Annotated in this window: 23 protein-coding genes; 9 read left to right on the plus strand and 14 right to left on the minus strand. The window is 70.1% G+C overall.

Features of this window, described 5'->3' with window-relative positions; genetic code table 11:
• Positions 1-85 precede the first annotated feature (85 nt).
• The 4 genes from ACFC1K_RS03510 to ACFC1K_RS03525 are packed head-to-tail and all read right to left on the minus strand — an operon-like array spanning position 86 to position 3,631.
• A complete protein-coding gene (locus ACFC1K_RS03510; protein WP_375870449.1) occupies positions 86-1,051 on the minus strand; it encodes a VOC family protein in 966 nt (321 codons plus the stop codon).
• 22 nt (positions 1,052-1,073) lie between these two features.
• Positions 1,074-2,153 carry a 4-oxalomesaconate tautomerase gene (locus tag ACFC1K_RS03515; RefSeq protein WP_375870450.1) on the minus strand — a complete coding sequence of 360 codons (1,080 nt, stop codon included), beginning with the start codon at positions 2,151-2,153 and terminating at the stop codon, positions 1,074-1,076.
• A complete protein-coding gene (locus ACFC1K_RS03520) occupies positions 2,140-2,856 on the minus strand; it encodes a 4-carboxy-4-hydroxy-2-oxoadipate aldolase/oxaloacetate decarboxylase (protein WP_375870451.1) in 717 nt (238 codons plus the stop codon). The genes ACFC1K_RS03515 and ACFC1K_RS03520 overlap by 14 nt, the downstream gene beginning before the upstream one ends.
• Positions 2,857-2,872: 16 nt before the next feature.
• Positions 2,873-3,631: a PIG-L deacetylase family protein gene (locus ACFC1K_RS03525; RefSeq protein WP_375870452.1), complete on the minus strand. Its 759-nt coding sequence runs from the start codon at positions 3,629-3,631 to the stop codon at positions 2,873-2,875.
• Between the two features lie 150 nt (positions 3,632-3,781).
• Between ACFC1K_RS03525 and ACFC1K_RS03530 the strand changes: the two genes are divergently transcribed.
• Positions 3,782-5,191, plus strand: a complete 1,410-nt coding sequence (locus ACFC1K_RS03530) for an aminomethyl transferase family protein (RefSeq protein ID WP_375870453.1) — start codon at positions 3,782-3,784, stop codon at positions 5,189-5,191.
• Positions 5,192-5,400: 209 nt separating this feature from the next.
• Here ACFC1K_RS03530 and ACFC1K_RS03535 read toward each other — a convergent pair whose 3' ends face one another.
• The 5 genes from ACFC1K_RS03535 to ACFC1K_RS03555 all read right to left on the minus strand — a co-directional run bounded on the left by ACFC1K_RS03535 (position 5,401) and on the right by ACFC1K_RS03555 (position 11,830).
• The gene (locus tag ACFC1K_RS03535; protein WP_375870454.1) at positions 5,401-6,180 is read right to left on the minus strand and encodes a DUF1932 domain-containing protein; all 780 of its coding nucleotides are present in this window, start codon (positions 6,178-6,180) and stop codon (positions 5,401-5,403) included.
• A 10-nt stretch (positions 6,181-6,190) separates the two neighbouring features.
• A complete protein-coding gene (locus tag ACFC1K_RS03540; RefSeq protein WP_310286447.1) occupies positions 6,191-7,087 on the minus strand; it encodes an IclR family transcriptional regulator in 897 nt (298 codons plus the stop codon).
• 102 nt (positions 7,088-7,189) lie between these two features.
• Complete coding sequence (locus tag ACFC1K_RS03545) at positions 7,190-9,400, minus strand: hypothetical protein (RefSeq protein ID WP_375870455.1); 2,211 nt, start codon at positions 9,398-9,400, stop codon at positions 7,190-7,192.
• A gap of 132 nt (positions 9,401-9,532) precedes the next feature.
• Positions 9,533-10,312 carry an IclR family transcriptional regulator gene (locus ACFC1K_RS03550; protein WP_375870456.1) on the minus strand — a complete coding sequence of 260 codons (780 nt, stop codon included), beginning with the start codon at positions 10,310-10,312 and terminating at the stop codon, positions 9,533-9,535.
• A gap of 126 nt (positions 10,313-10,438) precedes the next feature.
• Positions 10,439-11,830, minus strand: coding sequence for an aminomethyl transferase family protein (locus ACFC1K_RS03555; protein ID WP_375870457.1), 1,392 nt, complete (start codon positions 11,828-11,830; stop codon positions 10,439-10,441).
• 261 nt (positions 11,831-12,091) lie between these two features.
• On the opposite strand from ACFC1K_RS03555, the gene ACFC1K_RS03560 reads away from it, so the two are divergent.
• Genes ACFC1K_RS03560 through ACFC1K_RS03580 form a run of 5 tightly spaced genes read left to right on the plus strand, consistent with a single transcriptional unit; the run spans position 12,092 to position 16,897 of the window.
• A complete protein-coding gene (locus ACFC1K_RS03560) occupies positions 12,092-12,871 on the plus strand; it encodes an ABC transporter ATP-binding protein (RefSeq protein ID WP_375870458.1) in 780 nt (259 codons plus the stop codon).
• Positions 12,858-13,568 (plus strand): ABC transporter ATP-binding protein, encoded by a 711-nt coding sequence (locus tag ACFC1K_RS03565; protein WP_375870459.1) that lies wholly within the window; start codon positions 12,858-12,860, stop codon positions 13,566-13,568. The genes ACFC1K_RS03560 and ACFC1K_RS03565 overlap by 14 nt, the downstream gene beginning before the upstream one ends.
• Before the next feature lie 2 nt (positions 13,569-13,570).
• Entirely contained in the window at positions 13,571-14,452 is an 882-nt protein-coding gene (locus ACFC1K_RS03570) for a branched-chain amino acid ABC transporter permease (protein ID WP_310286436.1), read from the plus strand.
• Positions 14,452-15,606, plus strand: coding sequence for a branched-chain amino acid ABC transporter permease (locus ACFC1K_RS03575; RefSeq protein ID WP_375870460.1), 1,155 nt, complete (start codon positions 14,452-14,454; stop codon positions 15,604-15,606). The genes ACFC1K_RS03570 and ACFC1K_RS03575 overlap by 1 nt, the downstream gene beginning before the upstream one ends.
• A gap of 22 nt (positions 15,607-15,628) precedes the next feature.
• Positions 15,629-16,897: an ABC transporter substrate-binding protein gene (locus ACFC1K_RS03580; protein WP_375870461.1), complete on the plus strand. Its 1,269-nt coding sequence runs from the start codon at positions 15,629-15,631 to the stop codon at positions 16,895-16,897.
• A 153-nt stretch (positions 16,898-17,050) separates the two neighbouring features.
• Here ACFC1K_RS03580 and ACFC1K_RS03585 read toward each other — a convergent pair whose 3' ends face one another.
• Positions 17,051-17,710, minus strand: a complete 660-nt coding sequence (locus ACFC1K_RS03585) for a GntR family transcriptional regulator (protein WP_375870462.1) — start codon at positions 17,708-17,710, stop codon at positions 17,051-17,053.
• A gap of 207 nt (positions 17,711-17,917) precedes the next feature.
• Between ACFC1K_RS03585 and ACFC1K_RS03590 the strand changes: the two genes are divergently transcribed.
• From ACFC1K_RS03590 to ACFC1K_RS03600, 3 genes are all read left to right on the plus strand, one after another.
• A complete protein-coding gene (locus ACFC1K_RS03590) occupies positions 17,918-19,414 on the plus strand; it encodes an aldehyde dehydrogenase family protein (protein ID WP_375870463.1) in 1,497 nt (498 codons plus the stop codon).
• Between the two features lie 46 nt (positions 19,415-19,460).
• Positions 19,461-20,345 (plus strand): PaaX family transcriptional regulator C-terminal domain-containing protein, encoded by an 885-nt coding sequence (locus ACFC1K_RS03595; RefSeq protein WP_375870464.1) that lies wholly within the window; start codon positions 19,461-19,463, stop codon positions 20,343-20,345.
• 94 nt (positions 20,346-20,439) lie between these two features.
• A complete protein-coding gene (locus ACFC1K_RS03600; RefSeq protein ID WP_375870465.1) occupies positions 20,440-22,812 on the plus strand; it encodes a DUF6351 family protein in 2,373 nt (790 codons plus the stop codon).
• Between the two features lie 123 nt (positions 22,813-22,935).
• Here ACFC1K_RS03600 and ACFC1K_RS03605 read toward each other — a convergent pair whose 3' ends face one another.
• From ACFC1K_RS03605 to ACFC1K_RS03620, 4 genes are all read right to left on the minus strand, one after another.
• A complete protein-coding gene (locus ACFC1K_RS03605) occupies positions 22,936-23,517 on the minus strand; it encodes a PadR family transcriptional regulator (protein ID WP_375870466.1) in 582 nt (193 codons plus the stop codon).
• 130 nt (positions 23,518-23,647) lie between these two features.
• Positions 23,648-25,054, minus strand: a complete 1,407-nt coding sequence (locus tag ACFC1K_RS03610; protein WP_375870467.1) for an aminomethyl transferase family protein — start codon at positions 25,052-25,054, stop codon at positions 23,648-23,650.
• 71 nt (positions 25,055-25,125) lie between these two features.
• On the minus strand, positions 25,126-26,001 hold the full coding sequence (gene purU, locus ACFC1K_RS03615; RefSeq protein ID WP_375870468.1) for a formyltetrahydrofolate deformylase: 876 nt from the start codon (positions 25,999-26,001) through the stop codon (positions 25,126-25,128).
• Entirely contained in the window at positions 25,998-26,819 is an 822-nt protein-coding gene (locus ACFC1K_RS03620) for a methylenetetrahydrofolate reductase (protein ID WP_375871148.1), read from the minus strand. Before ACFC1K_RS03620 ends, purU begins: the two co-directional genes overlap by 4 nt.
• Positions 26,820-26,963: the final 144 nt, after the last annotated feature.

Consider the following 26,963-nt stretch of genomic DNA (forward strand, 5'->3'; position numbering starts at 1 on the left):
CACCTCTCGGCGACCAGCTGTACTCTCGCGGAATCAAGCGACCTCGGGTCCGGCGAAGGTCCGGCCGGTCGCGTGCGGCCCCGGGTCAGTGGGTGGGGGCGTCGACCACCGGAGTGCCGTGGGTGTGGAAGGTCTCGATAGTCTTCATGCCCCACGCCTGGCCCTTGCGGCGCTCGGCCTCGGTCCACTCCACGACGGGCTGGTCGGGGTCCAGCAGCAGACGGGCGCCCGCGTTCGCGAACTCGATGCGGTTGCCGCCGGGCTCCCAGACGTAGAGGAAGAACGTCTGGTTGATCGCGTGCTTGTGGGGCCCCGACTCGATGTGGATGCCGTTCTCGAGGAAGATGTCGGCGGCTTTGAGGATGTCTTCCCGCGTGTCGGGGGCGAACGCGATGTGGTGCAGACGGTTGCCGTGCTTGGTCCAGTCGTCGGAGTAGACGACGTCGTACGACTTGAGCGAGAAGTGGAACCACCACGCGGCGAACTTGCCGGTGTCGAGCCGGATGCGCTCGGACTCGCGCATACCGAGGGCGTCGCGCAGGAAGGCGCCGTTCGCCTCGACGTCCTTCGCGAGGTAGTTGATGTGGTCGAGGCGGCGCGCGTTGACGCCCCGGCCGGGAAAGCGGGAGGCCTGGTTCTTCAGGGCCGGCCTGTCGTCGTCGCCCGCCTGGTAGCGCTCGGCCTCGTAGAAGATCGACATCGCGTGACCGTCGGGGTCGGTGAACTCGTAGGTCGGCCCGCAGCCCACGTCGCCATCGGTCCACCCGGCGCCGAGCCCGGCCGCCTCGATCGCCGCGACGCGCCGCTCGAGCGCCTGCGGGGACGAGGCCCGGAACGACGTGCGACCCACGCCCGCAGCATCCGATGCCGTCAGCTTGATCGTATAGAGCTGGTACTCGTCCCACGTGCGCAGATAGACGGAGTCGCCGTCCTCGGCGACGACGCGCATCGCCAGCAGGTCCTCGAAGAACCAGCGGCTCTCGGCGGGGGTGGGTGTCAGCAGCTCGACGTGGGCGAGGTGGGCGACGTCGAACGACGTGTCGGCGGTCATGGGGCGTCCTCTCTGACGGGTATCACCGGCGCGGCCTCGGAAAGACCGTGCCGTCGAAGAGCTTGCGGGCGGTGCGCAGCGAGAAGGAGGTCGCGCGCCAGGCGCCGGCGTCGTCCTGTGTGACGCGCACGCGCGACGGGAAGGTGCCGCTCGGGTGCTCGATCGCGGCGTCCTCCTCGCCGAGGGGGCCGGCGATGTCGTGCCCCACCGCGCCGGGGATCCGGAGGGCGGCGGCGACGGATGCTGCCATCAGCACGCCGATCGCCGTGTGCACGCGCGCCGGGATGAAGGCGCGGGTCGAGATCGCGCCGCCCGCCCGTGGCGGCGAGAGCAGGATCACCTTGGGCACCGTCTGCGTCGACACGTCGCCGAGGCCCATGAGCGGACCGGCGGCGAGCCGGAGGCGCTCGATGCGCGCGGCGAGGTCGGCGTCGGCCTCGAGGGCCGCAGGCGACTCGGAGCCGTCGACACCGAGGTCGGCGGCGCGCAGGAGCACGACCGGCATGCCGTTGTCGATGAGGGTCGCGGTGACGCCGTCCAGGTCGTCGGCGGGATTGCCGGTCGGGAGGAGAGGCTTGTCGTCGCCGCCCCCGACTTCGAGGTCGATGGCGGATGCCGTGCCCGGGACGCCGTCGATGGCGGCATCGCCGTCGTAGTCGGGGCGGCCCTCGGCCGTGGCGAAGACGGCGGTCGCGGTGTCCCCGGTGTTGAGGAGCCGGATGCGCACCGTCGTGCGCGCGCCCGTCGCCGCGACGAGGCCGCGTTCCACGGCGAACGGCCCGATGCCGGCGAGCAGGTTGCCGCACGTCTGCGCGTCGGCCACCGTCGCCGTGTCGACGCCGACCTGCAGGAACAGGTAGTCGACGTCCACGCCCTCGGCGGCAGACCGCGAGACCACCGCGACCTTGCTGGTGAGCGGGTGCGCGCCGCCGATGCCGTCGATCTGGCGGGGGTCGGGCGAACCCATGATGCGCAGCAGCAGGTCGTCGCGCTCGGGCCCGTCCTCCGGGAGGTCCGAGGCGAGGAAGTACGCGCCCTTCGACGTGCCGCCGCGCATGAGCATGCAGCGGACGCCGTCGCGCACGGAGTCAGGCGCGCTCATGGTCGCGCGCCTCGTACTCGGCCTGCGTGACGTACTCGATGCCGAGCTCGGCGAGGAGGGGGCGCAGACCCTTGCGGTCGAGGCTCAGTTCAGCGCCGGACCCGTAGGCTTCGCGGTCCGCGGCCTCCTTCGCGACGCGGGCGTCGGCGGCCGACAGGACGTCGGCGGCGCGCTCGCGCGGCACGACGACCACACCGTCGTCGTCGGCGATGACCACATCGCCCGGCCGCACCGTCGCACCGGCGACGACGATCGGCACGTTGACCGAGCCGGGCGTCGCCTTCACGGTGCCTTGTGCGTGTACAGCGCTCGACCACACCGGGAAGCCCATCGCGCGCAGGTCTGCGGTGTCGCGGACGCCTGTGCTGGTGACGAGTCCCCGCACGCCGCGGGCTTTGAGGGCCGTGGCGAAGAGATCGCCGAACGCGCCGTCGCTCGAGGGCGAGGTCGTGGCGACGACCAGCAGATCCCCGTCGCGGCACTGCTCGATGGCGGCGTGAATCATGAGGTTGTCGCCGGGGTGGCTCAGCACCGTGACGGCGGTCCCGGCGATGCGCACGTCGTCCTGGATGGGACGGATGCCGGGACCCACGAGTCCCGTGCGGCCCATCGCCTCGTGCACCGTCGCGACGCCGTGGGATCCGAGCGCGCGGGCGGTCGCAGCATCCGTCCTCGCGATGTCGGTGACGATGACGGGCTTCATCACGGACGCACCCCGCTCACGACAGCACCGAGGTGACCTGCGGGAAGTGCCGCATGTAGGCCTCGCCCATGGTCTCGTGGTGAAGGCCGAGGTTCGGGCCCGCGTTGCGCTTGAGCTGCACGCCGCGGCGGACCGCAAGGTCCGTGTAGTACGACCACATGTGCTTCTGGGCGGGCAGGCACTCCATCGCGGTGCGCTTGCGTCCGAACGCCTCGGTGATGTCGAGGAGCACGTCGGGGGTGAAGTCGCACTGCTCGGGCTGGTGCGGCTCGAAGAAGAACACCGGCGGGGCGCCGATGATGTCGTCCTTGCCGGGGTAGCTGCCGTCGGAGTTCGCGACGCCGATCGCCTGCGCGAGCACGCGCGCCTCGAGCGCCATGCGCGCCGCTGCCGGGTGGTCGCCGTTGTAGGGGTCGCGGAGGGTGTGCGTGAGCACGACGGTGGGCTGCACCCGCCGGTACAGATCGACCAGGCGCGAGACGGCCTCGCGGGACTCGACCAGCGGGTAGTCGCCGAGGTCGAGGAACTCGATCTCGGCACCGAGAGCGGATGCCGCGGCCTCGGCTTCGCCCCGCCGGATGCGCTTGATCTCGTCGAGCGACCTGCCGTCGAGCCACTGGCTCGCCGACTCGCCGCGCTCGCCGTACGACAGGCACGCGACCACCGCGCGTTCGCCGCGGAGGGCCGCGGCGGCGATCGCGCCGCCCGCCCGCCACACGAAGTCGCCGGCGTGGGCGCTGACGACGAGGAGCGTGTCGACGGCGGTGTCTGTCATGGGGCCAGCGAACCATACCCGTGGCGAAATGGTCAACAAATTGTCTACAATCGTGGCGACCAAATACCTCTGGACGTAGGTATAGCCGCCACGTAGCATCGCGGTCAGGTCACCCGGAACGAACCACTGGACGAGGAAGTCGAGACAGGCATGGCGAGCAATCTGCAGCAGCTGATGGACGAACGGGGGAGCGTCGTCGACATGCTCCGCAACTCTCAGCTGGGCACGTACATCTACCCGGTGGTGCCCGCGGAGTTCACGAACTGGCGGCGCGAGCAGAAGGCCTGGCGCGAGACCGCGGTGCTCTATGACCAGACCCACCACATGGTCAACTTCTTCATGACCGGCCCGGATGCGCTCACGCTGCTCTCCGACACCGGCATCAACTCGTTCGCGAACTTCCCGGTGAACACGGCGAAGCAGTTCGTGCCGACCTCGTCGACCGGCGGCGTCATCGGCGACGGCATCCTCTTCCACCTCTCGGAGGACGAGTACGTCTACGTCGGCCGCGCACCCGGGGCGAACTGGCTGCAGTTCCACGCCGAGACGGGTGGCTACGACATCGAGACCCGCTACGACGATCGCTCGCCGTCGCGTCCGTACGGCGAGGCCGTCACGCGCGAGTTCTACCGCTTCCAGATCCAGGGGCCGAACGCCTGGCCGATCATCGAGAAGCTCGCCGGCCACGAGGTCGAGCAGGTGCGGTTCTTCCACATGGGCGAGCTCGAGATCGCGGGGCAGCAGGTGCGCACGCTCCGCCACGGGATGGCCGGAGCGCCGGGCCTGGAGATCTGGGGCCCGTACTCCGAGCACGGGCAGATCCGCGACGCGGTGCTCGAGGCGGGCCGCGAGTTCGGCCTCGAGCCGTGCGGTTCGCGCGCGTACTCGTCGAACACGCTCGAGTCGGGCTGGATCCCCTCGCCGCTGCCCGCGATCTACACCGGCGGCGACATCGAGCGCCGCTACCGCGAGTGGCTGCCGGCGAACAGCTACGAGGCCATCAACGCGCTCGCCGGCTCGTTCGTGTCGGACGACATCGAGGATTACTACCTCAACCCGTGGGACCTCGGCTACGGCTCGTTCGTGAAGTTCGACCACGACTTCATCGGCCGTGAGGCCCTGGAGCAGGTCGACCCCGAGACCCAGCGCAAGAAGGTCACGCTCGCGTGGAACGACGAGGACCTGAGCAAGCTCCTCACGAGCGTGATCGACCGCGAGGGCCCCGGGTATCAGTTCTTCGACCTGCCGAATGCGAACTACGGCTCGTCGAACTACGACGCCGTGATCGACGCCGACGGCGACACCGTCGGCCTGTCGCTGTTCACGGGCGTCACGGCGAACGAGAAGCGCGGCCTGTCGCTCGCGACCGTCGACCGCGATGTGCCGATCGGCGCCGAGGTGCGCGTGGTGTGGGGCGAGCCCGACGGCGGCTCGCGCAAGACCACCGTCGAACCGCACGAGCAGCTCGCCGTGCGCGCCGTCGTGAGCCCGGTGCCCTACGCGGTGACCGCCCGCCAGGAGTACCACGGCGGCTGGCGCACCGCCGCCGCGGCGGTGTAGCGCGGCCGGCGGCGTCCGTTCGAGGGTCGCAACACGCGGGGTGCGCGCGTCGATTCCGCGAGTTGCGCCACCTGAAGCCGCAGGCCGGCCGTGCATTCGCGCGGGCTTGAGGACGCGGCATCCATTCGGGTGTCGAGACACGCGGGGTGGCCGCGTGCATTCCGCATGTTGCGCCACCTGAAGCCGCAGATGGCGGCGCGTGAGCCGACTCAGTCGTGGTCGCGCTCGGCGACGAGCCGCTCGAACCAGGCGAGGGTCGCGCGGGTCATGTCGGCGGGCTGGCCCGACACTTCGAGCGCGGCGAGAGCCGCGCGCACCTCGTGCTCGCGGCGCACCGCGTGGATGGTCGAGCCGTCGACGAGGCGGTCGATCAGGGCCGCGCCGTCGGGCCCGAGCTCCTGCGCCATCTGCGCGCGCAGCCAGTCCTCGGCGCCCACGGCGCGCGAGGCGCCGAGCCCCTCGAGCACGAGCGCCGCGAGGCCTTTCATGAACACGCTCCGCAGCAGCCGCAGGCGGGCCGCCTCGCCGGCGTCGCCGTCGACCACGTCGACCGGCACCTCGAACGGACCGACCAGGGCAGCGAACTCGCGGGCCCCGGGTCCGCTGGCGAGCAGCGGCGTGCGGTGGCCCGCGCGCACCACGGGCGCCAGCACCGCGACGTCGGCCATCGCGAGCCCGCGGTCGGCGGCGAGCCGCGCGATGCGCTGCTTGAGCTCGGGTGCGGCGGTGTTGAGGTCGGCGTAGACGGCACCCGCGGCCACGTGGGGAAGGGCGTCGCGGGCGACGGATGCTGCGGCATGCCCGGTCACGAGGCTCAGGGCGACGTCGGCCCCCGCGAGGGCGTCGGCGAGGGTCGCGAACTGCGGGACGTCGGGGTCGCCGAGGTCGTGTGCGGGGTCGAAGCCGCGCACCTCCGCCCCGGCGTGCGCGAGGCCGCGCGCGTAGCGGCGCCCGGCTTCGCCGAGTCCGAGGACCGCGATCGTCGTCATGCTGCAGACCCTAGGGCACTGGTGCGGGGCCGAGGGCGGGGAGCTCGCCCATCTCGTGCGGGTCGGCGTCGAGGCTCTCGAGGTATTCGAGCGAGCGCCGCGAGCCGCTCACGAGCGGACGGATGCCGTGGGTCCGCTCATCGACGTCCGGACGGTACGCGACGGCGAGGTCGCGCGCGATCCCGGCGGCCGCGCGGCGCAGCAGCTCAGCGTAGGCGTGCGTCGGGCCGCCGTCGTTGGGCAGGACGACGCCGATCGCCGCGTACACGGTGCCGCCGGGTCCGGTGACGGGCACGGCGATCCCGCGCGACTCGGGATGGATGTGCCCCTCGGTGACCGCGTAGCCCTCCTCCCGCACCCGGCGCAGCACCGCGCGGAGCTCGGGGCCGGTGCGGATGGTGTGGTCGGTGTACCTCCGCAGGCCGCCGGCGATCACGTCGGCGACGAGCGCCGCATCGGCATAGGCCAGCAACACCAGCCCGCTCGACGAGGCGTGCAGCGGGATGCGGCCCCCGATCAGCGTCGCGTTGACGACGGCGTCGCGGGTCGACATCCGATCGATGAAGAGCACGTCCCGCCCGCTCAGCACACCCAGCTGCGCGTGCTGCCGCACCCGCTCGTGGACCGCGCCCAGCCACGGCCGGGCGATCTCGCGCAGTCCGACCGCGCCCGGCGTGCGGCTCGCGAACTCCCACAGTCGCACTCCCAGGCGGTAGGTGCGATCCGGCAGGCGCTCGAGCAGCCCCTCGTGCTCGAGCTCGGCGATGAGGCGGTGCGCGCTCGACGGTGGAATGCCCGATGCGTCGGCGATCTCCGTCAGGGTGAGGAACGGATGCCACGCATCGAAGCTCTCGAGCACGCGCAGGTGCCGGTGAAGCACCGACTCTCCGGCCGATCCTCGTGCCACAGCATCCTCCTCGACGACGCGGCCATGCTAACCCGCGCCGGAACCCTGTCGGACCGGGCGGAGGGGGCGGCCGGCGCCCCGACCTCCCCCTCCGCCCGGGTGTCAGCTCGCGGCCGCGAGCGCCGCGATCGCCTTCACGACGTTCGAGTCGGCCGGCAGACCCGACTTGCGGGAGGCGTTGTCGAGCTGCGCCACGACAGCCCGGCTCGCGGCGGAGCCGGCGGCGAGCTTCTCTGCCTGCGCCAGGTGCTTGCGCACCTCGCTCAGCGCCTTGCCGGTGAGCGTGCCGTCACGCTCGGCCTGGTCCACGTGCCGGAGCACGACCTCGATGCTCGGACCGGGGAGCACGTCGAACAGCGTCTTCGCGATCTCGCGGTTCTCAGCCTGTCGCGCGGCCGTGTTGGGGTTCGTGCTCGCGGTGACGCCGAACAGCGGCCAGTTCAGCGGATCCATCGCCCACGACACCTGGTTGAGGTGGCTGTACGGAGCGTCGAGGGCCCCGAACAGCAGGCCCTCGCCGCCGGCGAACGCCCCGCCCTTGCCGAGCCCGGCCGGCAGGCCCTGCGCGGTCGAGATCGGCGTGCCCTTGGTCCACTGCGACACCCAGTACAGGTACTCGGTGAGCCGGTCCCAGCCGGCGTCGGCGATGGTCACCTCGAAGGCTCCGGCGGTCCCGGTGAGGGCGTACCAGTCGAGCGGGAGCCCGGCCCAGGCCGCTGCGCGGTTCGCGTCCTGCTGACGCAGGAACGTGTCGAGCGCCGCCTTCGCCTGCTCCGGCGTGGCCACCGCGGCCACGTCGGCCAGCGTGGGCCGGTAGGACTTGTTCTCGTTCAGCGTGAGCTCGAGCGAGGTCTCCATCATGTCGAGGAGGGTCCGCTTGACGTGGTCAGGCGTAAGCCCGAGCTCGTACGTGTAGTCGTCGCCCTTCTGCGCGAGCACCGCGGCGCTCAGGTACTGCCACTCCGCCAGCGCCGAGGGGTTGTTGCGTCCGCTCGTGATCCCGGTCTCGGAGGCGTACACGCCGTCCCGGATCTTCTGGCGTGTGGGGTTGTACATCCACTCCGCGAGGTGGTCCGCCCGGAAGGAGTCGATGATCGGCGCGCTCGAGAACGTCGCGAAGACGTCGTCGCCGACCGCCGGGTCATCCGCGTACGCGCCGCTCGTCTGCGTGAGGCCGAGCGCGCCGATCTGCGCGAGCGAGTCGTAGTAGTCCGAGCTGTTGCCCCCGGCGGCCACCGCCGTGGTGAGCCCGCCGCCACCGCTCATGCCGGTGATGATCACGCGCTCCGGGTCGCCCGGCAGGCTGCCGTAGACCTGGTTGTACTTGACGAACCGGATCGCCGCCTTGGTGTCGGTCATCGTGGCGGGGGAGTGTCCCTGGTACTCGCCGTCGACCGGAGCGTCGTTCATGCTGCGGGCGCCGTACGACACCATGATCATGCCCTGGTCGAGCACCTCGCCGATGACGTTGGGGTTGTTGTTCCCGCCGCCCTGGACGGTGTTGAACGCGAGGTTGCCCGTGGTGTACACGCCGCCGGGGACCACGGTCGAGATGAAGTTGTTCGACGTCCATCCGCCGTTGTTCGTTCGGAAGTAGGTCGGGCTGTCAGACCGGACGTTCTGCGGCACGTAGATGCTGACCTTCTGCTTCGGGCTGTTCGGCGTCGCGGCGTACCAGCCCCAGTAGTGCGTCACGGTGAACGGCTGACCGTTGAGCGTGACCGTGATCGTCCTCTTGCCCGTGTCCGACGATGCCGAGACGGCTCCGGCGGCGTTCTCGGTGATCGACCCGCCCTGGTAGGTGCTCACGTCCCACCATCCGGTGGCGGGGTCGACGTCGGCGGGGACCGACGGCCCGGCCTCGGCGAGGATCTGCCGCATCCATGCGTGCGCCTCGGCCGTGTTGACGTTCTCGGAGTGAGGGAGATTCATCACGAGCGTGAAGTTGACGTCGTCGATCTTGCCCGCGGTCTTCAGGTTCTCGAGGTTGGCGTAGAGGATCGCCTCGGGCGCGAGCGTCACGCCGTCGTCGGGCACGCCGTTGCGCACGTACCAGTAGTCCGCCGGGTCGGCCCCGGTCTGGTCCGTGCCGCGTGCCACGTCGGCGAGGTAGACGTTCGGCGTCGCCATCTTGCCCTGCTGTTCGAGGAGGGCGTGCGTGTCGGAGGCGGCGTACTGCGCCCAGGCGTCCAGCACGAAGGGCTTGAGGAAGACGTTCTCTTCCGGCTCGGTCGCAGCGGTGGCACCCGTCGTCGTCGATGCGACGAGCGCGGCAGCGGCCACGGTCGCAACCGCGTATCTCATCCTGCGCATTTGCTACTCCTCATTGAGTGGGGATCGGCGGCGATCTGGGATTGTCGCCACCATTGGCGTCAATCTATGACCGGGCTCGCGGCGGCATCCCGAAGATTCGCACCCAGTGAGAAAGTGCCGTCCCCGCGGGCGTCAGCGGTCGAATCGCTCGCTGAGCACGGCGTGCAGCTGATGGGCGGATGCCGCCACCATTGCGCTCAGCTCCCGCTCACGGAATCGGTGGACCTCGGTGACGACCCCGATCGCGGCGGCGGGAAGGTGTGCCACGCGGTCGAAGGCGACCGCGACCGAGGCCGTTCCGAGGCTCATCTCCTCGCGCGTGACGGCGTATCCGCGAGCGCGCGTCCGCTCGAGATCGTGGACGAGCTCGCTGCCCGTCGTCAGCGAGAACCGGGTCTCCGGCGCGAGCCCGCCGTGGATGTAGTCGGCGAGCCAGTCGGCGTCCTGAGCAGCGAGCAGCGCTTTGCCGACCCCGGTCGTGTGCAGCGGGAACGCCCCGCCGATCCGAGTGAGTGTGGGCGACGACGACACGCCCACCGCGCGGGCGATGTAGAGCGCCCGCCCCGTCTGCGGCGTGCGGCCGTCGAGTACGGCCAGCTGGACGTTCTCGCCCGTCGCCTCGTACAGCCGGAGCATCAGCGGAAGCGCGGCCTCGCGCAGCTCGAGCAGGACCGGGCTCAACTCGCCGACTTTCCACAGCCGCAGCCCGACCGCGTAGCGCTGCGGATGCACCTTGTCGACGAAGCCCGCCGTGAGCAGCTTCGCGAGCAGCCGGTGCACGGACGACACCGCGAGCCCGGTCCGCTGCGCGATCTCGGCCGCCGAGAGGATCGGCTCGTCGGCCGTGAAGCACTCGAGCAGCTCGAGCGCCCGCTCGAACACCCCGTCACGGCCGACCGGTCTGTCGGTCACGCTCCGCCCCCTCTCGGCGGGATGGCGGGGCGTCAGCCGAGCGAGGTGGCCCCGGTGTAAGGGACCGTACGAAGTCGAGGCGGGATTGTCAACGATTTTGGTGCGAGGATGCCGCGGGCCGGCGCGTCAGGACGCGTTCTGGCGATACACCGTCCGGGCGTAGTCGTGGTACGGCGCAGGGGCGACCGTCGCGCGGATGCGCACCTGGCGGTGGTCGGCGTCGACGCCGTCCTTGCGCGAGATCGGGTCCTCGCCCCACACCACCTCGACCTCTTCGCCGTCGCGGAGGCCGGCGTCCAGGGTCGCGAGCGACATGTAGAGCTGGTCGTACGCCACGTACCCGGCATCCGTCGAGATCCCCACGCGCTCGCCGTCCTTCAGGATCTCGTCCATCTGGTACAGCCCGTACCGCGCCTTCGGGAAGTCGAGGTACTTGGCGGGCGTGCCGGGCTCGAGCTGCGAGCGCACGACCGCGGCGACGTCATCGGCGTTCCAGATCAGCGTGACCTTGCGGCGGCGCTGGTTCTCGGCGTGCTTCTCGAGCGCCTCGCGGCCGTGGAAGTCGTGGTCGAACCGCACCGAGCGGCCGAGACCGATGTCGAACGGCGTCATGTAGAAGTCGTGGACGTCGGTCGAGTACAGCGAGCCGCCCACCGAGCCGATGCGGGCCGCCGGCAGCCACTCGCGGTACTCGGCGAAGTCGTCGTCGAAGACGGCGGGGAACGGCGTCGGCACCCAGCCGGACTCGAGCGGCGACGACGAGTACGCCTTCGCCCCGACCCGGCGGATGCCGTACTCCTCGCCGGCCTCCATCAATGCCTCGAGCACGACCTGGCTGTCCTCCCACGGGCCGTAGAACTCGAACCCGGGCTGCCCGGCCATGCCGTGGCGCAGCGCCTTCACCGGCCGGCCGGCGATCTCGACATCGCCGATGTGGAAGAACTTGATCTCGGGCACCGGCCCGCCGAACATCTTCTCCATCACGAGGTCGGCGTGCGGTCCCTGCAGCTCGTAGCGGTAGTACGTCGGCGGCCCCTGCCGCATGTGCGAGTTGGCCTCGAGGCGATAGCGCACGTCCTTGCCGAGCGCCTCCGCCTTCTCGATGTTGAAGCGCACCCAGTCGATGAGGATGTGGTGCCCGATGAGCACGAGACCCTCAGGCCCCTCGGAGTTGTAGAAGAGGATGCCGTCGCCGATGAGGTAGCCGTCCTGGTTGACCGAGATGAGCTGCTTGGCGACGCCCGGCCGGAAGGTCGTGAACGTGTTCGGTGAGATCGAGCTCAGCAGGGGAATGAGATCGGCGCCGTCGAGGAACAGCTGCGTCATGTGGTGCGACTGGTCCATGAGCGCCACCGACGTGTTCCACGCGCGCTGCTCGTCGCGCCAGTTCGTGAACTCCGGCGCCACCGGGAACGTGAAGGCCGGCCAGTTCTGGTTGCGCAGCAGTTCCACGGGGCTGCCGGCGCGGTCGATCGCCTGGGCGAGCGACTCGGTCTGGGTGTCCGTCATCGTGGTCATCGTCGACCCTCCTTCTTCGGTTGCGGAAGCTGCGGTCAGCGTAAGAGCGCTCCGGACCGCCTCGACCAGGTGGTTCCGTTGAATGGAAACGGATGCTGCGCCCCCTCGCTCCGCGCGCCAGCATCGTGTCGAAGATCACGGTCGCGGAACTTCGCACCAAAATCGTTGACAATCTCGCCGCGAATCCGTAGTTTCCCAAGCACGGGGAGGACTCGACTCCCCGAACGACCACGACGACGCGACGACGCGAAAGGTGGGGCCATGGGCGCTCGGCTCGCAGTCCGCGACGTGAGCCTGCACTTCGGCGGCGTCAAGGTGCTCGAGGATGTGACCTTCACCGTCGAGCCCGGCCAGATCTTCGGCCTCGTCGGCCCGAACGGTGCCGGCAAGACCTCGCTCTTCAACTGTGTGAGCGGCCATTACCGCCCGAGCGCCGGATCGATCACGATCGACGACGACGAGGTGCTCGGCTCGCCGCCCGCGACCCTCGCGCGGCACGGCCTGGCGCGCACGTTCCAGCACCCCGCTCTGCAGCTGCGCGAGACCGTGCTCGAGAACGTGCTGCTCGGCGCACACAGCCGCCTGCCGGGTGGGCCGGCGGAGTGGTCGCTGCGGCTGCCCCGAACGACCCGCTCCGAGAAGGCGCTCCGGCAGGAGGCCCTCGACCTCCTGGAGGGCCACGGCCTCGGCTGGGCCGCCCGCACGCGGGCCGACGAGTTGTCGCACGGACTGCACAAGGGTGTCGAACTGTGCCGCGCCCTGCTCATGAAGCCGCGGCTGCTGCTGCTCGACGAGCCGGCGGCGGGACTCCCGCACTCGGAGGTCGAGCAGCTCATCGAGACCGTGCGGCGCGTGCGCGACGACGACATCACGGTCGTCATCGTCGAGCACAACATGGGTCTCATCTCGGCCCTCACCGACCGCGTCGTCGTGCTCGACCACGGCCGCAAGCTGATGGAGGGCTCGGCCGCCGAGGCGCAGTCCGACCCGCGCGTCGTCGAGGCGTACCTCGGAAAGGACGCGATCGATGACGCTGCTTGAGCTCGCCGACGTCCGCGCGTTCTACGGGCGCGTGCAGGTGCTCGAGGGCGTCTCGCTCACAGTCCCCGACGGCGGTGCCGTCGGCATCCTGGGCGCGAACGGCGCCGGCAAGACCACGACACTGCGCGCGGTGTCGGGCACCGTCCGCTCGACCGGCACCATCCGGTTCGACGGCAAGGACCTCAAGGGCCTCCGGCCCGACCAGGTCGCCGCGCTCGGGATCGCGCACGTGCCGGAAGGGCGCGGCACGCTGTCCGACCTCACGGTGCGCGAGAACCTCCGCGTCGGCGCGTATCGCCGCAAGGACGCCAAGGCGGTCCGCGCCGACGTCGACTACTGCCTCGAGCTCTTCCCGCAGCTCAGGGACCGCATCCGTTCGAACGGGTCGGCGCTGTCGGGAGGAGAGCAGCAGATGCTCGCTATCGCCCGGGCGATCATGGCCAGGCCGCGTCTGCTGCTGCTGGACGAGGCATCCCTCGGTCTCGCACCGGGCACCGCCAAGACCGTCTACCAGGCGATCGGGCGTCTGCGCGCCGAGTCGGGCATCGCGATGCTCGTCGTCGAGCAGAACGCCAACCTCGCCTTCACCCTCGTCGACAGCGCGACCGTGCTCGAGACGGGCCGCAATGTCCTGACCGGCTCGACCGCGGAGCTCAAGGGCATGGACGAGATCCGCCGCGCGTACCTGGGAGGCTGACGGTGGGCACCTTCATCCAGCTCGTGATCGACGGGCTCTCGACGGGGTCGATCTATGCGGCGCTCGCGCTCGCGATCGTCCTCGTCAACCAGGCGACCGGTCTCATCAACTTCGCGCAGGGCGGCATGGCGGTGCTGTCGGCGTACATCGCGTGGGCCCTCAACGGCTTCGGCGTCCCGATCGTGCTGGCGATCCTCGGTGCGATCGTGGCGTCGTTCTTCCTGGGCGCGCTCATCGAGCGCTACCTCATCCGCCGGTTCGAGCGCGGCGACCCCGACACCGCCGTCGTCGTGACGATCGGCCTGCTGACCTTCATCACCGGTCTGTGCGCCTGGATCTGGACGTACAACAACCGGCTCTTCCCGTCGCTGTTCCCCCTGGAGACGATCAAGATCGGGGGAGCTGTGATCAGCGTCCGCTCGCTCGGCACGATCATCGTCATCGTCGTGATAATGCTGCTGCTGCAGGCGCTGTTCCTCGGCACGAAGCTGGGCCTGGCGCTGCGGGCGGTCGCGATCAACCCCGGCTCGGCCGCGTTCTCCGGCATCAACGTCGGCCGCAATCTCATGGTCGGCTGGGGGCTCGCCGCGGTGCTGGGCGCCGTCGCCGGCGTGCTCGTCGCGCCGCAGCTGACCCTCACCCCCGGGATGATGGACGGCGCTCTCGTCTACGCGCTGGCCGCCTGCATCCTCGGCGGCCTCTCGAGCCCGATAGGCGTCGTCGTCGCAGCGTGGCTCATCGGCGTGCTCGAGAACCTCGCGGCGGTCTACGTCCCCTTCATCGGGCACGACCTCAAGATCGCGGTGCCGTTCATCCTCATCTTCGTCGTGCTCATCGTGCGGCCACAGGGCCTGTTCGGCCGGAAAGCGGTGGTGCGCGTCTGATGCCTTCGACCGCGGAGTTCTGGACGCGCCCCTGGGTGAAGTGGGCGGGGGTCGGCCTCGTCGTCGTGCTGCTCGTCGTCGGGCCGCTGATCCTCCCCGAGTTCGCCAACCAGACGATCGCGCGTATCGGCGTCTTCGCCGTCGCGGTGCTCGGCCTCAACGTCGTGATGGGCTACACCGGCCAGGTGTCGCTCGGCCAGATCTTCTTCGTCGGCGTCGGCGCGTACGTCACGGCCTACGGCGTCAATCAGGACTGGAACATCGTCCTCGTCTTCGTGCTTGCGTGCATCGTGCCGGCCGTGTTCGGGCTTCTCGTCGCGCTCGCCGCGGCGCGCCTCGGCGGCCTCGCGATCGCCATGGTGACGATCGCACTCCCGCTCGTGGGCCTGCCGCTCGCGAAGCGGCTGTCGGAGTTCACCGGCGGATCGCAGGGCACCTCGGCCCGCTTCTCGAGCGCGCCGGAGTGGACCGGCCTCTACGACGATCAGTGGCAGCTGTACATCGTGATCCTCATCGGGGGTATCACGTTCCTGCTGACGCGCAACCTCGTGCGCGGCAAGTACGGCCGCGCCTTCGCCATCGTGAAGGGCAACGAGGCGGTCGCAGCATCCATGGGCGTCTCGCCCTACCGGTACAAGGTGCTGGCCTTCACGATCGCCTCGCTCATCGGCGGCGTGAGCGGCTTCCTCTATATGGTCGTGATCCAGTACACGTCGCCCGAGACGCTGCACTTCGGCCACTCGATCGAGCTGCTCGCCGCGATGGTCATCGGCGGCGCCGGCAGCATCATCGGCTCGCTCCTCGGCGGTGTCTGGTACGTGCTGCTGCCGCAGATCACGAACCTCATCGACCCCAACATCACCGCGATGCTTCAAGGCGCGATCCTCCTCGTGGTCCTCTTCATCCTCCCCGGCGGCCTCGTGTCGCTGCCACGGCTGTGGCGGCGCCGGCGCCGCGATGACGGCGCCCCCCGAAGCGGCCCGACCGGGCCTTCCGGACGGACGAATGCTGCAGCTGGGCCCACGCGCCCCGAGGCTCCCGCCGCCGCGCCAGCGGCGCCGGGAGAGGGCGTGGGGACCGTGTCCACGAAGACGACCACCGCAGACACCGCCGCCGTCACCGACCCACCCCCACCTTCACCGACGCAGTCATAACCCACACAGAGAGGCAAGACCCATGAGCACGAACCGCACGAAGTTGCGCGTCGCCTCGGTCGTCGCCGGGATCGGCATCGTCGCCGTCCTCGCCGCCGGCTGCTCTCGCGGCGGCGGCACGCCGAACGAGACCGGCGACGGGGCGGCCCAGGCGAGCCCCGGCATCACCGACACATCGATCACGCTCGGCATCACGACCCCGCTGTCAGGCCCCACAGCCGGGCCCGGCACGTGCACGGTCGCCGGCATCACGGCCTACTTCGGCGCCAAGAACGCCGACGGCGGGGTCGAGTTCGGCGACGGCAAGACCCGCAAGGTCGAGATCACGGCGCTCGACGACGAGTACGACCCGCAGAAGGCCAAGGCGAACTACGACCAGTTGAAGAGCAGCGTCTTCGCGATGACCGCCGGTCTCGGCACGCCGACCAACCGCGCGTGGCGCGAGGCCGCGATCGCCGACGAGGTGCCGCAGGCGCTGATCATGTCGGGCGACCCGATCTTCAGCGACCAGCAGGAGAGCCCGTGGTCGCTCGGCTTCGTGCCGATCTACCAGAACGAGGGCGAGGCCTTCGGCAAGCTGCTGGCGAGCTCGAGCGACGACCACACGGTCGCGATCCTCTCGCAGAACGACGACTACGGCGAGGGCTACGTCGAGGGCTTCAAGAAGGGCATCGAGGGCGCCGACAACATCGAGATCGTCAAGGAGCTCACGTACGAGGCCACCGACACCTCGGTCGACGCGCAGCTGACCGAGCTCGCCGGCTCGGGCGCCGACGTCTTCTTCAACGCCATGTCGATCACGCCGCTCGTCATCTCGTCGCTGCAGAAGACGCAGGAGCTCGGCTGGCTGCCCAGCTGGTTCCTCCCGTCGAACACGTCGAGCCCGTCCGCGATCCTCGAGCCCGGTGGGGCGGCGGCGTTCCCGGGCGTCTACACCGTGGCGTTCGCGCAGGCCGCGGCCGCGCCGACCTTCGCCGAGAGCGAGGACGGCGGCGCGTTCCTCAGCGCCCTCAAGGAGTACGCGAACTACTCCGACGTCCCCGCGTTCCCGCACTGCGTCTGGTCGTACCAGGTCGGCGCGACGCTCGAGCAGGTCTTCGAGAAGATGACCGAGCCGACGCGCGACGACTTCATGACGCAGCTGCGCAGCATCAAGGGCTATGTGGCACCGCTCATGCTCGAGGGCTCCAGCGTCGACACGACCGAGGACGGCCAGCCCGCCGTCTCGACCGTGCAGGTGCAGAAGTACAACGGCAAGGGTTACGCCCCGGCCGAGTCCTGGGGTCAGTGACCTGAGCCCTGCGAGGGGGCGGGCGGAGGCATCCGTCCGCCCCCTTCGCGCATCCCGGTCCCTGGGTTGTCGTACGCTCTCGGGCGCTTCGGCGGGCTCAGCGACCGGCTCGGGGTCGGCGGAGCCCACCGGTCCCTGAGCTTGTCGAAGGCCTCACTCCATGCCGTGGAGGACCTCGACGATGCCCGAGAGATGGGCGCGGGTCGCGGCCTCGGCGGCGTCCGGGTCCTTCGCGAGGATCGCGTCGATGATCGCGATGTGCTCCGGCGCCGACGTCGCGGCGCGCCCCGGGTGGAAGGCGAGCCGGAACTGGTGCCGCGCGGACTGCGCGCGCAGGCGCTCGAGCAGCTGGGTCGCCGTGCCGTGGTGGCTGAGGTCGCGGATGCGGCGGTCGAGCTCCTGGTTCAGGCGCGAATACGCCATGAGGTCGCCCGATCCGATCGCGGCCTCGATGTCGGCGCGCAGCGCCCGGAGCTCGTCGGCGTCGGCGGGGGAGAGGTTCTCGGCGGCCTTGCGCGCGCAGAGGGTCTCGAGGCCGATGCGCACCTCGACGATCTCGATCGCCTCGTCGACCGTGATCGCCCGCACCCGTGCGCCGCGGTTGGGCAGGCGCTCGACGAGCCCTTCGCCGGCGAGGTTCAGCAGCGCCGTGCGCACGGAGGCCCGCGAAGCGCCGTAGCGCTCGCTGAGATCGGCCTCGATGAGACGCTGATGCGGCGCGAACTGCGCGTCGAGGATCGCCTCGCGGATCACCTGCGTCAGGTCGGGACGCTCGATCGTCTCGTCGTCGCTCAGCACCGCAGCATCCGTCATCTCGGCCAACCTCCTTCGGCGCCTTCGTCCGTGCACTGACACTATCTCGCGCGAGGCCGATCAATGCGAAGAATCTCATACGAAATCCGCGCGAAAATCGTCGACAATCTTGATTCACGCGCATGGGAGAGGCACGCTGGGAGAGGTGTCGATCCGCGCCGACCCGAGGCGGATCCACGTTGGGCAACACGGAGAGGTGGGCGTTCCATGGGCGAGACGGCGATGGGGACTTCGGTCCGGACGGGCCTGTTCATCGGGGGTGAAGAGCGGTTCACCGACGACGTGCTGACGATCCCCGATCCCGGCAAGCCGGGTGCGGTCGTCGGTGAGGCGGCGGCCGCGACGGAGTCGGATGTGAAGGATGCCGTCGCCGCTGCGAAGGCGGCCTTCCCGGCGTGGGCGGCGCTCACGCCTCAGGAGCGCGCGGCTGCGATGGCCGAGGCGATCGCCGGGATCGCCGACGACCGCGACGAGGACGCCGCTGTCCTCTCACAGGAGAACGGCAAGATCCGCATGGAGGCGTGGATCGACGCGCTCGTGTTCGAGATCCGCTGGAACCTCGCGCTCATGCTCGCCGACGAGGTCGACGCGTCCAAGACGCTGCCGCCGATCCCCGGGGCGATCCCGGTGTCGACCGACGTGACGTACCAGCCGCTCGGTGTCGTGACGGTCATCGTGCCCTTCAACTGGCCGATCGCGATCCTCGGTGCCGCGCTGCCGCACGCCCTGCTGGCCGGCAACACCGCGATCGTGAAGCCCCCGCCCTCGGCGCCGCTCGCGACGACCCGCGTCGTGCAGCGCGTGGCCGAGAAGCTGCCGCCCGGCGTGCTCAACATCGTGACCGGACGCGACCAGGACATCGCCGGCCTCATCCAGAGCCCCGATATCGCCAAGGTCTGCTTCACCGGGTCGGTCAACGGCGGCAAGCGGATCATGGAGATGGCGTCGAAGACCCTCACCCGCGTGACCCTCGAACTGGGTGGCAACGATGCGGCCGTGTTCCTCGACGACGCGATCCTCGACGACGCCCACCTCGACCGCCTGTACGCGGCGATCTACGACACGACGGGCCAGATCTGCATGAACGCCAAGCGCGTCTTCGTGCACCGGTCGCGTGCGGACGAGCTCGTCGCCGGACTGTCCGCCCGGCTCGAGGCGGCGAAGCTCGGCTACGGCCTCGACGAGGGCACCACGATGGGGCCGCTCCACCAGCCGGCGCAGAAGGCGTTCGTCGACGAGATCATCCAGGAGGCGAAGGATGCCGGCGCCGACGTCCGCGAGTTCGGCGAGCTGCCGGGCGGCGACCTGGCCGGCGGCAACTTCGTGCGACCCGCGATCGTCGTCGACCCGTCGCTCGAGCTGCGCGTCGTGACGCAGGAGCAGTTCGGCCCCGTGATCCCGATCATCCCGTTCGACGACGAGGCCGAGGCCGTGCGCCTCGCCAACGACACGTGGGGCGGCCTCTGCGGATCGGTGTGGACGGCCTCGCCCGACGCGGCGCAGCGCGTCGGCTCGCAGCTGGAGTGCGGCTACGTGTGGGTGAACGACCACGGCGCGACCCGCCTCGACCTGCGCGCCCCGTTCGGCGGCATGAAGCAGTCGGGCTTCGGTCGGGAGCAGGGCATCGAGGGCGTCCGCGCCTTCCAGGACACCCGCTCGATCGCGACCCTCGACCCGGAGGTGCTCGCCTCGATGGCCCACTGAGTTGACGTGACGTCATCCCCTCGGCGCCGGTGGGATGATGTCACGCATGACTCTCGCCGAGGACGGTGCCGGCTCGCCCGAGTTCCGCCGGGTATCGCCCGTCCGACAAGTGCTCACCGTCTTCGGCGACTACTGGTGGGGCGTGGGCGAGCCGCTGCCGACGGGTGCGCTCGTGACGGCGCTCACCGACCTGGGCCTCAAGGAGGCGGCGGCGCGTGCGACCCTGGCGCGCATGGTGCGCAGCGGGCTGCTCGCCGCCGAGCGCGCCGGCCGGCGGACGACCCACAGCCTGACGCCGCGGGCCGTGGAGATCGTCGCCGAGGAGGCGGGCTGGCTCGAATCGTTCGGGCTGGTCGAGCCCCCGTGGGATGGCCTGTGGACCGTGCTCGCCTTCTCGATCCCCGAGTCCGAGAGGTCGTCCCGGCACCTTGCGCGGTCGCGGCTGCGGTGGCTCGGGTTCGCACCGCTGTACGACGGCGTCTGGGTGTCGCCGCGCGATCGCGCCGCGGCCGCGATGGCTGAACTGCGCGATCTGGGCGTCGACGACGTCACGACGATGCGCGCGACCCTCGAGACGACGGTCGCCGGGGGAGCGCAGTCGGCGTGGGACCTGGACGAGATCGCCGCGGAGTACCGCCGTTTCGCCGCCGCGATGGGCTCCGGTGCGCCGCACGATCCGGTGGCGGCGTTCTCCGAGCGCACGCGCCTCATGCTCGGCTGGCAGTCCTTCCGCCTGCTCGACACCGGGATGCCGGTCGAACTCGTGCCCGGCGACTGGCCGCGCGTGACGACGCGCCGCGCCTGGGCGCGTCGCTACAACGATCTCGCCGACGCCGCGGAGAGCCGCGTGCGCACGATCGTCGGCGAGATCGACGCGGGCCTTGCCGACCGGGTGACCCGGCGGCGCATGGTCGAGGGGGCCAATACTTAATCTTTCGTTGACGAGCGTCACCGCTACTTCTACTCTGTCGAGCAGGAGGCAGCGACGATGCTGCGCCGTGACAACGACGTCGACGGAGGGTGCAATGAAAAGATCCAGAACCGGACCGCTCGCGATGGGGGTGCTCGCCTCGGCGGGGCTGATCCTCGCCGGACTGTCCCTGCCGACCGCGGGCAGCGCCGCGCAGCCGGTCGCCATCGAGATCGAGTCGGGTCGAGCAGACAGCGTCTCGGGCGGCGATGCGCTGATCTCGATCACCGGTGCTCGCGACGATTTCCGCATCGTCTCGGCCGGTGTCGATGTGACCGACTCGTTCCACGCGCGCGACGGCCGTCTGATCGGCTTGGTCGACGGCCTGCCCCTGGGACTCAGCGAGATCCAGGTGACCAAGAAGAACGGTCAGGTCCAGGCGGCGCTCGAAGTCGAGAACCACCCGATCACCGGACCGGTGTTCTCGGGGCCGCAGCATCCCATGTACTGCACGGCATCAGGGTCGGCGTGGAACCTCGGTCCCGTCGACGCGGACTGCCACGTCGCGGCTCCCTCGGTGAGCTATCGCTACCGCACGACCGCCGGGCAGTTCGCGAACTACCCGACCGACGGTTCCACTCCCGCGAACCTCGCGACGACCACCGTGAACGGCGTCTCCGTCCCGTACATCGTGCGCGTCGAGCGCGGCACCATCAACCGCGGCGTCTACGAGACCGCCGTCCTCCACGTGCCGGGCAGCGCCGAGCCGACGCCGTGGACGGACACCCAGGGCTGGAACGGCAAGCTCGTGTACACGTTCGGCGGCGCGTGCGGCGTCGGGTACTGGCAGGGCACCAGCACCGGCGGCGTGCAGAACGACCTCTTCCTCAGCCGTGGATACGCCGTCGCCTCGGCCACGTTCAACGTCTACGCGCAGAACTGCAACGACGTCACGAGCGCCGAGACCGCGATGATGGTCAAGGAGCACGTCGTCGAGCAGCTCGGACCCATCGATTACACGATCGGCTCGGGCGGCTCGGCGGGCACGATGCAGCAGCTGCTGCTGGCCAACAACTACCCCGGAGTCCTCGACGGCCTGCTGGGCGAGATCGGCTACCCCGACGAGCGGTCGACCACGATCGGCGGCCACGACTGCCGGGCGCTCCTCAACTACTGGAACTCGCCCACCGGTGCCGGCTGGACGAACGCCCAGAAGGTCGCCGTCACCGGCCACGCCGTTCCCGGCACGTGCAACGGCTTCACGTTCTTCGACGGCGTGGACGACCCCACCCGCGGCTGCAACGCGGCGATCCCCGTCGCCGACCGCTGGTCGCCCAGCAACCCGGGAGGCCTGCGCTGCACGATCGCGGACATGGTCAAGAACGTCTACGGGACGGATGCCGAAGGTCGTGGCCTGCGCGTGGAGCCCGACAACGTCGGTGTCCAGTACGGCTGGAACGCCCTGCAGAGCGGAGCGATCACGGTCGAGCAGTTCGTGTCGCTGAACGAGCAGGTCGGCGGCATGGGCGTCGACGGCAACCGCACGGCGGCGCGCTCGGAGGCGAGCGTCGAAGCGATCGAACGGGCGTACGCGACCGGTCGCATCAACATGATGACGGGCGGTCTGGCGTGGACGCCAGTGATCGAGATCCGTAACTACACCGACCCCACGGGCGACTTCCACGAGCGCTACCGGTCGGCGATCATCCGCGAGCGCATGCTCGCGGCGTACGGCGACGCCGGTACGCACGTCAACTGGACGGGCGCGAACATCGGAGCCAACACCAACCAGATGCGGGTGGCCGCGCTCGACAAGCTGGAGGACTGGCTCGACGCGATCGAGGCGGCGGGCGGCCCCGGCGACCGTGCGCGCACCGTGGCCGCACGGCCGGCCGACCTCGTGGACGGCTGCTACGACGCACAGATGGCCTTCATCGCCGAGCCGCTCGATTACGACGACCCGTCGACGGCGTGCAACACGCTGTACCCGTACCACTCGCAGCCGCGGGCGGAGGCGGGCATGCCGCTCATCGCGGACGGCCTGAAGTGCGCGCTGACGCCGTCGGTTCGGACCGACTATCCCGCGATGAGCGACGCGCAGTGGGCCCGACTGCTCGCGACGTTCCCGTCGGGCGTGTGCGACTGGGATGAGCGGCCCCAGGGCTACACGGAACTCGAGGGCACGTGGCTCGACTTCGGGACGACCCAGGCGGTGACAGCGGCGACGCCGCAGGTGACCGGCACACCCCGTGTCGGCGAGCAGGTCACGGCTCAGGTCGACGTGCCTGCGGGCGCGGTGGTCGCCTACCAGTGGATCGCGGACGGCTCGCCGATTCCCGCGGCCACGCAGGCGTCGTTCGGTCCCACGGCCGACCTCGTCGGTGCGCAGCTCCGAGTGAGGGTGACGGTGTCGGCGGACGACCGCGTCTCCCACACTCTCCTGTCGGCGGAGACCCAGAAGGTGAAGAAGGCGCCGGGCAAGCCCTGACCCTCGCTCCGCATCCCCCGGGCCGGCGCCGCCGGCCCGGGGGATGCGGCGTGTGGCTTCGGATCGGGCGCAGCTTCGAAGCCAGATGCGCCCCGAAGGAAGAGGACTCGCGCCGACCCGGGGTCAGGGCTCGAGGCGGTCGACAAGAGCGAGCCCGCGGCGGGCCCACGCGATCTCGCCCTGGGCTCGCTCGACGAGACCCTCGTACGCGAAGCGCTTGTAGGCGATGGTGCGCTCGCGGTCGGCGTCCGCCGTCACGGCGAGCCGCCGGACCAGCATGGGGTTGGCGACCGCGTCGATGCGCTCGAGCTCGCCCTCCCACTGCGCCAGCTCACCCTGCCACTGGGCGATGTGCCGTTCGAGGAACGTGCGCGCGTCGGCGGGGGAAGCGGCTTCGAGGTAGGCCGCGCGCAGGTGGGCGGGGTCGCGCACGCGCTGATAGTCGAGGGGAGAGCCCATCCAGTCGAGGAAGGCCTGCTCACCGGCATCCGTCACGTGGTACATCCGCCGCGTGCCGCGCTCGCCGCGCGTCTGCTCCTCGCCCTCGATGAGGCCGAGCTCCTCCATCTTGCGCAGCTCGGGATAGATCTGGGAGTCGGGAGCGTGCCACACGTGACCGACCGACTGGTGGAACTGCTTCTGCAGGTCGTAGCCCGACAGCGGGCCGACCCGCAGGATCGCCAGCAGTGCGTAGCGCAGACTCATGCGTCTCCCTTCGTTCCCCGAGCGTAGCGACCGGATTCGGATGCCTCGGCCAGGCGTCGCCCGGAATGCCGGAAGGGGGCCCGCCCGGCGTGGGCGGGCCCCCTCGGCCCGTTCGCTGCAGCCGGACGGCTCAGGCCGGCTGGTACTGCGTGCGCCAGCCGCCGTGATAGGTCTGGCGGGCGACCGTCGAGTACGGCACGGGTGAGACGACCGCGCGCACCTCGAGCTGCTGGTGCGGCTCGACCGAGGCCTTCGTGGTGCCGCCGTGGGGCTCTCCCCACACGACCGTCACCTCGGCGCCTTCGGGCACGTCGGGGTTGACGGTCGCCAGCGACAGTGCGCGCTTCTCGTTGGCGCTGTAGCCGGTGAACATCGAGAATCCGACGTTGTTGCCGTCGGCATCCGTCACCGCGTCGTAGTTCGCCGACCCGTAGTTCGCCAGCGGCAGGTCGAAGAACTTGTAGCTGTCGCCCTCGGTGTCGAAGAGCGAGGCGAAGATCTTCGTGACGTCCTCGGCGTTCCAGGCGAGGGTGACCTTGCGGCGCTGCGTCTCGGGGTCGATCTGCTCGAGCGCGTCGCGGCCGATGAAGTCGTGGTCGAACTTCACGAACGAGCCGTAGCCGAGCTCCCACGGCGTCAGGTAATAGTCCGAGATGTCGTCCGACACGAAGGACCCTGCGAGCGTGCCGGTCGCCTCGTAGCTGTCGATGCCGAGCCACTCGCGGTAGCCGCGCTCGGCCTCGCCCGAGTAGATCGCGGGCAGCGGCGACGGGATCCAGCCCGACTCCAGCGTGTTGGACGGATAGGCGCGCGAGCCGACCGGAACGAGTCCGAACTCGGCGCCCGCCTCGACGATGAGATCGCGCACGCGGTGGTGGTCCTCGTACGGGCCCCACACCTCGAGGCCGGGGGCGCCGGCCATGCCGTGGCGGAGCGTGCGGACGTTCACGCCGCCGATCTGCATCTCGGACATGCTGAAGAACCTCAGTTGCTCGAGCGGTCCGCCGTTGAGCTTCTCGATGACGTTCCACGCCGCCGGGCCCTGGATCTGGAACCGGTAGTAGCGGCGGCTCACCGCGTCGCCGTAGGGACGCGAGGGCGAGCGGCGGTCGACGGCGATGTCGAGGTTCGAGTAGCCGCCGGTCTCGCCGTGGTACAGAAGCCAGTTCGACGCGGGGGCGCGGCCGACGTAGACGTACTCGTCCTCCGCCTCGTGGAAGAGGATGCCGTCGCCGATCACGTGGCCCGACGCGGTCGTCGGCACGTACTGCTTGGCGCGGTTCACCGGGAAGGTCGCGACGGAGTTGATCGCGGTGTCGGAGATCAGCTTGATGGCATCGGACCCCTTGAGGAACACGTTGTCCATGTGGTGCGACTGGTCGTAGAGCACGGCGGTGTCACGCCACGCCCGCTGCTCCTTGATCCAGTTCTGGAAGTCCGCGGGGACCACCGGGTAGATGTACGAGCCGATCTGCGAGTTGCGCAGCATCTCGACGGCGTTCTGACCGTCGAGCAGCTCCTGCAGATTCTTCGCCATGGAGGGAACCTCTCTGTTCGTGGGATGGAGTTTCGGGAAGACGGATGCCGCGGCCCGCGGCATCCGTTCGATCAGGTGAAGACGATGGTGTGGTTGCCGTGTCGGATGACACGGTCTTCGGCGTGCCACTGAACGGCGCGGGAGAGCACCGCGCGCTCGACGTACGCGCCGCGGGCCTGCAGGTCGGCGGCGGTCATGGCGTGGGTGACGCGGGCGACGTCCTGCTCGATGATCGGGCCCTCGTCGAGGTCCTCGGTGACGTAGTGGCTGGTCGCGCCGATGAGCTTGACGCCCCGTTCCTTCGCCTTGCGGTAGGGCGCGGCGCCGATGAAGGCGGGCAGGAACGAGTGGTGGATGTTGATCACCGGCACCCCCACGTTCTCGAGGAACGAGTCGGAGAGGATCTGCATGTACCGGGCCAGCACCACGAAGTCGACGTTGCCCTTGAGCAGCTCGACGATCTTCGCCTCGGCGGCGGACTTGTCGGGTCCCTGCGACGGCACGTGGAAGAACGGGATGCCGAAGCTGCGGACGTCTTCCGCGGTGTTCGTGTGATTCGAGATCACCATCGGGATGGTGACGGGCAGCTCCCCGCGGCGGTGGCGCCACAGCAGCTCGAGCAGGCAGTGGTCGCTCGTCGAGGCGAGGATCGCCATCCGCTTGGGGATGGACTGGTCGGTGATCCGCCACTCCATGCCGAGCGGGGTGAGCGTGTCGTCGAGATCGGCCTCGATGGCCGGCAGGGCGGCCTGCAGGTCGGGCCGGTGGAACACCACCCGCTGGAAGAACTCACCGCCCTCGGGGTTGTCGGAGTACTGGTCGAGCGTCACGATGTTGCCCTCGTTGCGGGCCACCAGCGCCGTCACTGCGGCGACGATGCCCGAGCGGTCCGGCCCGTGCACGATCAGGCACGCATGATCGCGTCGCACATCGAGGTGGGTCGTCATCGGCGCGCCCCGTACGACTGCGCGGCGACGAACTCCCGCGCCCACTGCGAGGTCGCGGCCAGGCCTCCGAACGTGTAGAAATGCAGCTTCACGTCGCCGGACTTCGGGTCGTCGGCGAGGAGCGTCGCGAGGTCCGACACGAAGCGGTCGGGTCCGGCGGTCCCCATGAGGTTCGTGAGCGAGAACCCGTACTTCTTCACGATCATGGCGTTCGCGCCGATGCCGAAGCGGCGGGCGAAGCCGAGCAGCCGCTTGATGCCGGCGGGGCCGGGCGTGCCGATGCGGATCTGCGCGTCGATCCCGCGGGCGCGCACCGCATCGATCCATGTCATCACGGGGTCGGTGTCGAACGCGAACTGGGTCAGGATCACCGCATCCATTCCCTGCTGCGCAAGCGCGAGCGCCTTCTCGTCGAGGTGACTCCACAGCACGTCGTCGGAGATGTCGGGGTGGCCCTCGGGGTAGCCGGCGATCGAGACCTCGCGCACGCCGAACTTCTGCAGCACGCCCGAGCGGATCACGGTGAGCGAGTCCGGGTAGGGGCCCTCGGGCTCGGCCGGGTCGCCGCCGACGGCGAACACGTGCTCGGTGGCGCCGACCTCCTGCAACCGGCCGAGGAACTCCTCGAGCTCGCCCTGCGACCGCAGCCTGCGGGCGGAGAGGTGGGGGACGGGCACGAAGCCCATCTCCTTGACCGCCTTCGCGGCCGCGACGCGCATCTCGAGGTCCTCGTTGCCGAGGAACGTCACGTTGATCTTCGTCCCCTGCGGGATCATGTCGCGCGCCTCTTCGAGCCCGGCGATGTCCTTGCCGGTCATCTCGAGCGAGAAGCCGTCGACGAGAGCTGCGGCCTGCGGGGAGACGGGGGTCTGGTGTGCCACTGATCGAGGTCCTTTCCTCGGCGCGGGCGCCTTCGCACCGCGGGGAGTGATGTCAGATTACCTATGCACATAGGTAATGGC

It is taken from the genome of Microbacterium sp. NPDC056057 (assembly GCF_042266945.1).
Lineage (GTDB): Bacteria > Actinomycetota > Actinomycetes > Actinomycetales > Microbacteriaceae > Microbacterium > Microbacterium trichothecenolyticum_C.